We start from the raw sequence: 10,496 nt of genomic DNA on the forward strand, positions 1-10,496 counted from the left end.
TTCACTTATTTCAATCACTAGTCCAAATAGTGAGTATGCGTGTACATATATTTCGTTGCTGTTCATTATTCACCTATAAAAAATTCCACATATATATTATGAATTAGTGTTCGGAACTTGATTATCTATTAGTGTAAATTATAACGTCATGTCCTGTGCACCTCCTACGGTTCAAGATTTATGAGCTTATTGAACAAGGTTGTTTTGATGGTTGCTATCTTAAAGCGTCGAATACTGCTAGTCAAAAAGCGACTTAAGCGAAATATTCATTAAATTTGACAAACCCAGGCCAACCGTTTTATAATATTTTAAAATTAAGCCCACAGGGTGTGGAATTGTAATTTTAAAAGTTGAATTTTCAATCCAGTTATGTTATAAGAGCCAATCGTTTTTCAGGCTTCATTCGATAAAATCTATTACATCACATTCTTCTTTTTTTCATTTTTTTCGTATATTTTATCCCAATAAACTCGCATCCCACTGTAACCACTATCTTTTTTCAATCCTAGTTTAGAATTGTTGTGGCTCTACTGTTTATCCCTATAGTAGTTGTCTTCACATGATAGACATGGCTGCGTTAGGCCTCTACCTTACCAGCCTAACGTGGATTCTCTTCATTGGTACGTAACTCATGTATCCTGCGATGCCCTCACTAAGCTAATTCCAATAAAACATTGTTCGCATTTTCCCGTAGCCAATCAGCCACTGGTTTTGAGGTATCAATAGCGTCAACATAGTTTAATAGCAAAAAATAGTCTGTTATGCTTAAACGCTCTTTAACTGTTAATTGCAATTCTTCATCCGTCACCTCTAACGCAAATGTCGGTGTTTGGTAAGTCGTTACCTCTTCCCTTTTCCAGATTGAAATATTTGTTATGAGATTACACCTGTTGTCCGTTATCAATACATGTTTTAAAAAATCCTTATGATATGCAATATCGAAAATATACATAACACTTTCACCATAATCATATCGACCACATTTAATAGACCGAATAATTTTCCCAATATGAATATTGGTTTTTCTTCTTAAAGTACTATTATCGTGATCACAGATCTCTTCAATATCATAGTTATAATCAAGTGTTAACATACTACTTTCAGTTTCTAACTGGTTGATCCTTTTAATTAACTCATCACGCTCTTCCGTACGTTTACGTTTGAAATTTAGTAGTAAAAATAAATCACTCTCATCTACTACATTCTGCATGTTACTATTCAATTCATCTAATTTTGAATTTACTGCTACAAGTTGATTACGAAGTAAGTCAGTGTTATTGCTCTCTGCATTATCCAATTCATAGATAAGTTCTAAATTTAAACCTTGTATATGATTTAACAGAAACCGCTCCGTTTCAACATATCGTATAAGCTTAGATTCACATACTCCATTTTTTGAACGTTCTCTATAGCATCGTAAATATTGCCCACCTTTTGACATAGCCTGAACAATCATCGGACTTCCGCAGTACATGCACTTTGATATACCATTAAAAAGATTTCTCTGCTTAGATGTAGTGCTTTTTGGCTTACGTCCTTGAACATTTTTATCCATTAAAATTTGGACTTTTGAAAATAATTCGTCCTCAATGACAATTGGATAAATTCTAATCGCATTAATATTAGCCTCTTCCTTTGCCTTTTTATTTGATAGAACTCTGTATTCTGTTTCAGCAGTACTTTCACTATCTTTTTTAGTTATCGTTTTGTACTTCCCTACCAAATAACCATTCAATCTTCTATCACGTAGTTTGTTGTATAGAGTTACGGTATTCCAATTTCTGCCATTATTCTTATAACCTTCCGAATTCAGTGTTTTAACAATATCTGTCACACCTACACCTGATGCATATAAATTGAACATTCGGGTTATCAGCGTAACCTGTTCATGGTCAATATTATACGAGTACTTATCATCACTTAACGTCAACCAATCAGGTGTATTGTTATTCAATGCACTTTTTTTTTCTACAGCTACACTCTTCCGGTTTTGCCATGACTTTTTACTAATTCTAGATTTTCGTTTAGATTCTTGATACGCACGTTCTATGCTAGTTGAGAGCATAGATAACTTGTGTTCTAGTTTGTAGCTATAGATTTGACCAGTTTCAACTTCGATAATGTCAATATTGCGTGTTATCAGAAACATGAAATTGCCGACAGCATCATAACCTTCTAGACGCCCAAATCGGTCAACACTTTCTATCAACAGACAACCTTCCGTGATTTCACCACTAGCCACTCTCTCTTTAAATTTTCCAAGCGACCCCTTAGTCCAGTTAACACCTTTATAGCCACTCAAACCTTTATCAGATTCTAAAACTTCATAGTTATTAGGATCTAATTGATAGCCAAGTTCATCTGGAAGTTTCGCTGATTCTAGGAAATCCATGACAGTATTGATCTGCCGATCAATCCCAAATAAATCAACCTGTTGTAAACTTGAGACTCGAGAATAAATGTACGCTTTGACAGTTTTCAACTCACCACCTATATCTTTTAGTTAAGCCAGAACCACTCACGCAATCAGGGAGATAGTATGACATCACGTGACAATGTATTTTACAACACCCTTGAAGAAGCTATTGATGCGGCACGTGAAACGTTCCTTGCCGATAACCCCGGACTTGAGGAAGGTGAAGCGGACGTAGAGCAGTTCAATATGCAAAAGTACGTTCTACAGGATGGTGACATCATGTGGCAGGCCGAGTTCTTCGCCGAAGAGGATGAAGCAGGCGAGTGCGTGCCGATGCTCAGCGGTGAGGCAGCGCAGAGCGTGTTTGATGGTGACTTTGACGAGATAGAGCTGCGTCAGGAGTGGCTGGAAGAAAATACGCTGCACGAATGGGATGAAGGCGAATATCAGCTTGAGCCCTCGCAGGATACCGAAGAGGGCCAGGCCGCCGCAGATGAGTGGGACGAGCGTTAATCACTCATACGGGCCATGATTCGCATCAATCGGCAGCAGCAAGGTGTCGAAAACCAGCGAGAAAGGCAGATCCAAAATGGTGACATAGCGCCAGGCTGAATCACGCAGATCCCACTTAACGCCCGGATAGTACTGATTCCCGTGGCCCTGGCCCGGGATCGTCCGGCTGATAATGCTGCCGCATCCGGTGAGCATTATCGCCATGGCGGCCACCAGTATCATTCTTATCACGTCGTTTACCTCATTAAACAGACAAAAAAATACCGGCTTGATGGCCGGTATTTCCTTACGGCAAATATTTGCTTGGAGCCCTCCCCGGAGTCGGTGTTTCGCACCTCGTCCGGGCTACAGGTTTCGTAGCCCTGCCAAGCGAAGCGCCGCCGGGGAAGCACCGCACTATTTGGCGTTTAACACCATCGGATTCAGCTTCAGCTTATCGTACTCGGCCACCCACGAAGAGTATTTCTCCGGTGCAGCCCATACACGATAGTGCAGACGCGACAGCGTGACTGGGTCGCTCAGCAGCACCAGGCGGCGATCGCGATTCAGCTTATCCGGCGTTTCATTCAGCGCCTGCTCGACGTGACGATCGCGGGCAATTTCCAACACATGGCTTGCACGGTGACGTGCCGTAGCCATTGCCGTTGCCAGGGCATTCAGCGACGGGTTAAACACCGCATGCATAAAGCCATCGTCCAGCACGCGAGCGCGGTTCTGTTCCAGATACGCTTCGGTATCGGCCAGTACCTTCGGCGTGTTGTACTCTTCCGGGATCAGGAACAGCTTCCAGCGCTTAGTACGCAGACCGATAGTCGAACGGCTGGAAATCACTGAAACGAACGGCGACAGGATCAGCGAGAAGACGATCGGCGCCAGCCAGAACAGGAAGCGCAGGTCCAGCCATGCCATACCGACCGCCCATACCAGACCCAGCAGCAGCTGAGAACCGTGACGCATAAAGGCTTCGCCCCATGGCGTGGAGTCATCGTCACGCTGTGGCGAGTTCCAGACCACTTCCCAACCCAGGAACGCGCTGACCACAAATACGGTATGGAACAGCATACGAACCGGTGCCAGAAGAACGGAGAACAGCACTTCAAGCAGCAGTGAGAGCGTTACGCGAACGAACCCGCCGTACTCTTTCGACCCTTTGCACCACACCAGAATAATGCTCAACAGCTTCGGCAGGAACAGCAGCACCATGGTCGAGGCAAAGAGCGCGATCGCCAGTTCAGGACGCCACTGCGGCCAGACCGGGAATAGCTGACGCGGCTGCAGGAAGTACTGTGGCTCGGTCAGCGCATGCACCACCTGCAGCGCGGTCGACAGGGCCAGGAACATAAACCACAGCGGCGCAGAAAGGTAGGACATGACGCCGGTCAGGAACACCGCACGGTGAACGGGGTGCATCCCTTTCACCAGGAACAGGCGGAAGTTCATCAGGTTACCCTGACACCAGCGACGGTCACGTTTGAGTTCATCAAGCAGGTTCGGCGGCAATTCTTCATAAGAGCCCGGCAGGTCGTAGGCAATCCAGACGCCCCACCCTGCACGACGCATCAGCGCGGCTTCGACGAAGTCATGCGACAGAATTGAACCGGCAAAGTTACCTTCGCCCGGCAACGGTGCCAGCGCACAGTGCTCAATAAATGGCTTCACGCGAATAATGGCGTTGTGACCCCAGTAGTGGGATTCACCCAACTGCCAGAAGTGCAGCCCCGCGGTAAAGAGCGGCCCGTAAACGCGCGTTGCAAACTGCTGGCAGCGTGCATACAGCGTGTCCATCCCGGAAGCGCGTGGGGAAGACTGGATGATACCCGCATTCGGGTTCGCTTCCATCAGACGCACCAGGTTAGTCAGGCAGTCGCCGGACATCACGGAGTCGGCATCCAGTACCACCATGTAGCTGTACTGGTTACCCCAACGACGACAGAAGTCATCGATGTTACCGCTTTTACGCTTCATACGACGACGACGACGACGGTAGAAGATCTGCCCTTCGCCCTGAACCTCGGCAATCAGCTCCATCCAGGCTTTTTGTTCTGCCACGCAGATATCCGGGTTGTAGCTGTCGCTCAGGATGTAGACGTCAAAGTGCTTCTGCTGGCCGGTGGCTTTCACCGACTCCCAGGTTGCACGCAGACCGGCGAATACGCGAGACACGTCTTCGTTACAGATAGGCATGATCAGCGCCGTCCGGTGTTCCGGATTCAGCGGCTCATCGCCCACCGTCGAGGCCGAAATACTGTACTTATCGCGGCCAATCAGCAGCTGCAGGAAGCCCATTAAGGCGGTCCAGAAGCCGGCGGAGACCCAGCAGAAGAGCACCGCAAACAGAATCAGGATCCCGGTTTGCAGCAGGTACGGCAGCAGCTGCATGAAAGAAACCCACAGATTCTGCCCGACCATATCCGCCGGGTTAATCAGCGCCCAGCCCTGATAAGGCAGTATGGTCTTCATATACCAGGTCGCGACCACGGTCTGTGCAATCGTCAGGATCAGCAGCGTGTAGCGGCGTAGAGAACCGACCGTACGCCATTTTGCCTCATGCTCCTGCTCTTCTTTGGTCAGACGAGACAGGTAGCGCGGCGTGACGTCACGGCCACGAAGACGATCCCAGAAGCGGCCTACCGGGTTGGTACGCCATGGGTCCGGGAACATTGAGGAGCGCGTAGCTTTCGGCATGGCCTGCAGCTGGGTGCGCCCTTCATCGTCTTTGATAAGCTGATCGCCGCCCAGAGAATCTGGCCAGCCCTCTTGAAGACGCGCCTTGACCGAGGCCAGCGGCGTGTCATCATCACGGGCAATCGCCTGATGCTCGTCGTCCAGCGCTTCGTGCACGGCACGAAGCGAGCTGTTAGGGAGCGCCGCTTTTTCTGCATCCGTAAGCGACAATGCGTCGATATACTTCGTTGTGTTATTCATTAGCAGGCAGCTGATAGCTCCAGGTTTCACTCAGCGTCTGATCGTCGTTGACCAGCGCAGCGCGCATTTCAGTGGTTTTCTTCGGATCTTTCACCTTCACGCGCAGCATCAAGCGCCAGCCTTTCGTGACCGGGTTGTAGCGCACGCTGTTTTCGACGATTTCACCGTTGTCGCCAATGCTGGTCTGCGCCGTTACCGGCGTATCCTGCGGCATCTTGCGCATGTCTGCGCCGGTGAAATCCACCACGAAGGCCAGCGTACCGTCCGGCTGACGAATCAGGTTGGACTGCTTCACATCACCGGTAGAACGGCGAGTCTGCATCACGTACGCGTTATCGGTCGGGTGCAGTTTTTCTTCGTCACGGGTAAAGGTGATGGTGTACTTGTAGTTCATCTCTTTACCAGCATCCGGCAGCTTGTCCGGCGTCCAGTAAGCGACGATGTTATCGTTGGTTTCGTCGTTGGTTGGAATTTCAACCAGCTCAACGGTACCTTTACCCCAATCGCCTTTCGGCGTGATCCAGGCGCTTGGACGCAAGTCGTAGCGGTCATCCAGATCTTCGAAGCGAGAGAACTGACGGCCACGCTGCAGCAGACCAAAGCCCTGCGGGTTTTCGGTGGCAAAGCTGCTAACGGCCAGATGTTTTGGATTGTTCAGCGGACGCCAGATCCATTCATCGTTACCCGCATGAATAGAAAGACCGTTGGAGTCATGCAGTTCCGGGCGATAGTTGGTCGTCGCAGAAGGCTGGTTTGGCCCGAACAGGAACATGCTGGTCAATGGCGCAACGCCCAGTTTACCCACTTTATCGCGCAGGTAAATTTTGGTCTGAACGTCAACCACGGTGTCGCGGCCAGGCATAATTACGAAACGGTATGCCCCGGTCGCACGCGGAGAATCCAGCAGCGCATAGATAGTCAGACGCTTATCGGTGGCTTTTGGACGTTCAATCCAGTATTCACGGAAGCGAGGGAATTCTTCACCTGACGGCAATGCGGTATCAATCGCCAGGCCGCGCGCAGAGAGACCATAAACCTGGCCCTGACCCAGAACGCGGAAATAGCTCGCACCCAGCATGCTGACGATTTCATCGTTTTTGTCTTTGCTGTTCAGCGGGTAAAGCACTTTAAAACCGGCGAAGCCCAAATCCTTCACCGTGTCTTTGTCGTGCTGAACGTCGCCAAACGTGAAGTAGTCCGGGCTGTACTTAATTTTGCGCACGGAGGTTGCCGTGACTTCATTAATGGTCACCGGCGTGTCGAAGTACATACCCTGATGGTAGAACTCGAGCTTAAATGGGGTCTTTATATTGTTCCAGTATGCCTTATCGTGGTTGAACTGGATTTGCTGGTAGTCCGCATATTTCATATCGCGGAAGACGGAAGGCAGGTTGCTTTTTGGCGCTTCATAGCTCTTGTCAGCCAGCGATTTTGCCTGCTTTGCAACGTCATCAATAGTGAATGCCCATGCAGATGAAGTACACAGGGACAACATTACGGCTGCGCCTAACCAACGCAGTTTCATCATCTGTGGTGTATGTTTCATATAACTAAGCACTTCCCCCTTTGTGTGCTTAAATCGATCCGATCCATTTTACTGGAAATTCAAGCAATCCGACAACATAATCCCCGTATTGTTCAGCACAGTGGCTTATGGAGTAAGCAACCGTTAACCGCGCTTTGCACTTTGCGTGCTTATCCTGGAGACAGGTAACCAGAGTTAGTGTAGGGTTGCGAACGAATGTAAACTTTATCGTCTTATCAGGTAAGGCGATTAGTCCGAGAATCGTACCTAACCCTATGAATAACAAACCCGCACAGCGTGAATATTTCCTCGACTCCATTCGGGCCTGGCTGATGCTCCTGGGGATACCCTTTCACATCTCTCTGCTTTACTCCAGCCACACCTGGCATATGAACAGCGCTTCACCCTCCTGGTGGCTGACGTTATTCAATGATTTTGTTCATGCTTTTCGCATGCAGGTGTTCTTTGTTATCTCCGGCTACTTTTCCTATATGCTGTTTTTACGCTATCCCATGAAAAAATGGTGGAAAGTACGCGTGGAGCGCGTCGGTATTCCAATGCTTACCGCCATCCCTCTTCTGACGTTGCCGCAGTTTTTAATGCTGCAGTACGTTAAGGGTAAGACGGAAAGCTGGCATACGCTCTCTTTTTACGACAAATATAATACGCTCGCGTGGGAACTGGTGTCGCACCTATGGTTCCTATTAGTTCTGGTGGTATTGACCACGCTTGGCATTCTGGCGTTTCGCCTGATGCGCCGCCGTCAGATGCGTAGAAGAACCGATATGTTCGACAATATGTCGATGGCAAAACTCACGTTGATGTTTTTAGCGTTGGGGATCGTTTATGCCGCAATTCGTCGAACGCTTTTCCTGCTTTACCCGCCAATACTTAGCGATGGGTTGTTTAACTTTGTCGTGATGCAGACGCTGTTCTATGTTCCCTTCTTTATTCTTGGTGCGCTGGCGTTTATCCATCCCAAGCTGAAAACGCTGTTTACCACCCCTTCACCGTGGTGCATTGTGGCCGCTTTGTTTGGTTTCATTGCTTACCGCCTGAATCAGCATTTTGGCTCAGGTGAAGCATGGATGTATGAAACGGAATATGTGATTACGATGGTACTTGGGGTATGGATGGTGAACGTGGTGTTCTCATTTGGCCACCGCATGCTGAACTTCCAGTCCGCACGGGTGACCTATTTCGTCAACGCTTCTTTATTTATCTACCTGGTACACCACCCGCTGACGCTGTTCTTTGGCGCCTGGATCATGCCGGCCATCAGTTCGAATACCCTGGGCTTCTTGACCGGTCTGATTTTTGTGGTTGGCTGCGCGTTAATCCTTTATGAGATTCACCTGCGTATTCCTGTGCTGCGTTTCCTCTTTTCCGGTAAGCCGCAGCAAAAGCCCTCAAAAGCGCAGATCGCTAGCCATTAAGTATTGGCATCGTTTGCCAGACCCGGAATATGGGTCTGGCTGAGCAACTGCTGATACAGCTGCGTGGTCTCATCATCAAAACAGACGAAATAAACCACTTCCGGCAAGCTACGACGGGTCAGAAAGGCCGCTACCGTGCCCACCGCAATTTCGGCAGCGTCTTTCGGCGGATAACCATAGGCTCCCGTTGAGATAGCCGGGAAAGCAAGGCTGTGATAGCCATTATCCAACGCTAGCTGCAGACTATTACGGTACGCTTCCTGCAACAAAGACGCTTCATTCTCTCCCCCACCCTGCCAGACAGGTCCGACAGTATGGATGACCGCCTTTGCCTTCAGGTTACCCGCGTGCGTAATCACCGCATGTCCGGGCGGACAGGTTCCCTGCTGCTGGCGGACAACGGCACAGGCTTCCTGCAGCGAGGGGCCAGCGGCACGGTGAATCGCACCATCAACACCACCACCGCCCATCAATGAAGGATTGGCTGCATTGACGATAACATCCACCTCAAGGTGGGTAATATCCCCCTGCAGCACCTGAATTCGTACGGTCATGCTCACTATCCTCTAACTAAGACAGAAATATTGTCTACCATAGACAACGCCGACCGCAACTTCGTTTCAGTCTATTCATAGACCACAGTTAATATCGCAAGTTTTTTTTCAGGGTCGACCCACCTCATGCTTGCGGTCGCTTTTGCGTTGGTTAACTTACCCCCTTGCAACAAATCACTAACATTAGTGGTTTGTACTTTGTATTTTCCATTTTCGTAGCAGCTCACGTTTATGCGCTGAGAGCTAGACTGGTAGTCGCAAGGAGTCTCAACAATTTGTCCGCGGAAATGAATGATCCCGTCCGAGGCAGCCAATGATGGCGTACTGCTAAGAATCAGCAGGGAGAGAGGTACGGTAAAAGAGTGAAGAAATGTTTTCATGGTAACGCCCCTCATTCAAGATCGTCCGTGAATCTACCCTTCCTGATCTGAAATTCGTGGTGAATACACATTTTGTAAACATTACATTTACATTAGTGTGCTTAGTCTTTGATTTCAAGTATTTTTCTCATAGATTATTTGTATGGTTATGAGCCGCATACCCGATCATCACTCCTCTTTTTATCGTAAAAAAGGCCGTAACCTTTATGGTTACGGCCCAGAAATAATGATGACTAACGGAAGTTACAACCCGCAGCCCCCGGCTGATTGCACAGATTTGCACTGCCTGCATTCACAAAGCTCGACGAATCACTGTTCAAAGAACCAAAATTAATGCTGGTTGTATTACCATTGCCTCCGCTGTTACCACCGTTACCGCTGCCTGTGCTACCACCGTTACCGCCGCCAGTACCACCACCGTTACCGCCGCCTGTGCCACCACCGTTACCGCCGCCAGTACCACCACCGTTACCGCCGTCTGTGCCACCACCGTTACCGCCGCCTGTGCCACCACCGTTACCGCCGCCTGTGCCACCACCGGTGCCACCGCCGTGGCCACCATGCCCACCGTGACCATGACCACTGCCGTAGCCACCACCGTTACCATCGTGACCGCCCTGGCCACCGTGATCATGATCTCCACCCATACCGCCGCCATGGTGACCGCCGTTGCCGCCGCCCTGGCCACCGTGACCAGTGATCTCCCCCATACCGCCGCCATCGGTGACCGCCACTGCCGCCGCCCAT

General features: G+C 49.2%; 9 protein-coding genes. 2 read left to right on the forward strand and 7 right to left on the reverse strand.

Features of this window, described 5'->3' with window-relative positions:
- Nucleotides 1-652: 652 nt before the first annotated feature.
- Complete coding sequence (locus GKAS_RS20780) at nucleotides 653-2,482, reverse strand: recombinase family protein (RefSeq protein ID WP_072011450.1); 1,830 nt, start codon at nucleotides 2,480-2,482, stop codon at nucleotides 653-655.
- A 57-nt stretch (nucleotides 2,483-2,539) separates the two neighbouring features.
- On the opposite strand from GKAS_RS20780, the gene GKAS_RS20785 reads away from it, so the two are divergent.
- Nucleotides 2,540-2,929 (forward strand): MysB family protein, encoded by a 390-nt coding sequence (locus tag GKAS_RS20785; RefSeq protein ID WP_035897062.1) that lies wholly within the window; start codon nucleotides 2,540-2,542, stop codon nucleotides 2,927-2,929.
- Here the strand turns inward: GKAS_RS20785 and GKAS_RS20790 are convergent, their stop codons facing one another.
- The 3 genes from GKAS_RS20790 to mdoG form a co-directional block, all read right to left on the reverse strand.
- Nucleotides 2,930-3,157, reverse strand: coding sequence for a YceK/YidQ family lipoprotein (locus tag GKAS_RS20790; RefSeq protein WP_035897071.1), 228 nt, complete (start codon nucleotides 3,155-3,157; stop codon nucleotides 2,930-2,932).
- Nucleotides 3,158-3,325: 168 nt separating this feature from the next.
- The gene (gene mdoH, locus GKAS_RS20795) at nucleotides 3,326-5,854 is read right to left on the reverse strand and encodes a glucans biosynthesis glucosyltransferase MdoH (RefSeq protein WP_035897064.1); all 2,529 of its coding nucleotides are present in this window, start codon (nucleotides 5,852-5,854) and stop codon (nucleotides 3,326-3,328) included.
- Complete coding sequence (gene mdoG / locus GKAS_RS20800; RefSeq protein ID WP_035897065.1) at nucleotides 5,847-7,400, reverse strand: glucans biosynthesis protein MdoG; 1,554 nt, start codon at nucleotides 7,398-7,400, stop codon at nucleotides 5,847-5,849. Before mdoG ends, mdoH begins: the two co-directional genes overlap by 8 nt.
- 254 nt (nucleotides 7,401-7,654) lie before the next feature.
- Here mdoG and mdoC point away from each other — a divergent pair, with 254 nt between their 5' ends.
- Complete coding sequence (gene mdoC, locus GKAS_RS20805; RefSeq protein WP_035897067.1) at nucleotides 7,655-8,815, forward strand: glucans biosynthesis protein MdoC; 1,161 nt, start codon at nucleotides 7,655-7,657, stop codon at nucleotides 8,813-8,815.
- On the opposite strand, the gene ymdB is transcribed toward mdoC, so the two are convergent.
- The 3 genes from ymdB to GKAS_RS25160 all read right to left on the reverse strand — a co-directional run.
- A complete protein-coding gene (gene ymdB, locus GKAS_RS20810; RefSeq protein ID WP_035897069.1) occupies nucleotides 8,812-9,369 on the reverse strand; it encodes an O-acetyl-ADP-ribose deacetylase in 558 nt (185 codons plus the stop codon). The two genes, mdoC and ymdB, sit on opposite strands and share 4 nt — an antisense overlap.
- Nucleotides 9,370-9,440: 71 nt before the next feature.
- Nucleotides 9,441-9,749 (reverse strand): type 1 fimbrial protein, encoded by a 309-nt coding sequence (locus tag GKAS_RS20815; protein ID WP_147281549.1) that lies wholly within the window; start codon nucleotides 9,747-9,749, stop codon nucleotides 9,441-9,443.
- A 316-nt stretch (nucleotides 9,750-10,065) separates the two neighbouring features.
- Nucleotides 10,066-10,496: hypothetical protein (locus GKAS_RS25160; RefSeq protein WP_167540429.1), on the reverse strand; the 431-nt coding region annotated here is incomplete at its 5' end.

It is taken from the genome of Kluyvera ascorbata ATCC 33433 (genome assembly GCF_000735365.1).
GTDB lineage: Bacteria > Pseudomonadota > Gammaproteobacteria > Enterobacterales > Enterobacteriaceae > Kluyvera > Kluyvera ascorbata.

Bases quoted from the DNA above. Each gene is read 5' to 3' on its own strand.
- GKAS_RS20785 (WP_035897062.1), top strand. From the start codon at position 2,540: ATGACATCACGTGACAATGTATTTTACAACACCCTTGAAGAAGCTATT.
- mdoH (WP_035897064.1), bottom strand. From the start codon at position 5,854: ATGAATAACACAACGAAGTATATCGACGCATTGTCGCTTACGGATGCA.
- mdoG (WP_035897065.1), bottom strand. From the start codon at position 7,400: ATGAAACATACACCACAGATGATGAAACTGCGTTGGTTAGGCGCAGCC.
- mdoC (WP_035897067.1), top strand. From the start codon at position 7,655: ATGAATAACAAACCCGCACAGCGTGAATATTTCCTCGACTCCATTCGG.
- ymdB (WP_035897069.1), bottom strand. From the start codon at position 9,369: ATGACCGTACGAATTCAGGTGCTGCAGGGGGATATTACCCACCTTGAG.
- GKAS_RS20815 (WP_147281549.1), bottom strand. From the start codon at position 9,749: ATGAAAACATTTCTTCACTCTTTTACCGTACCTCTCTCCCTGCTGATT.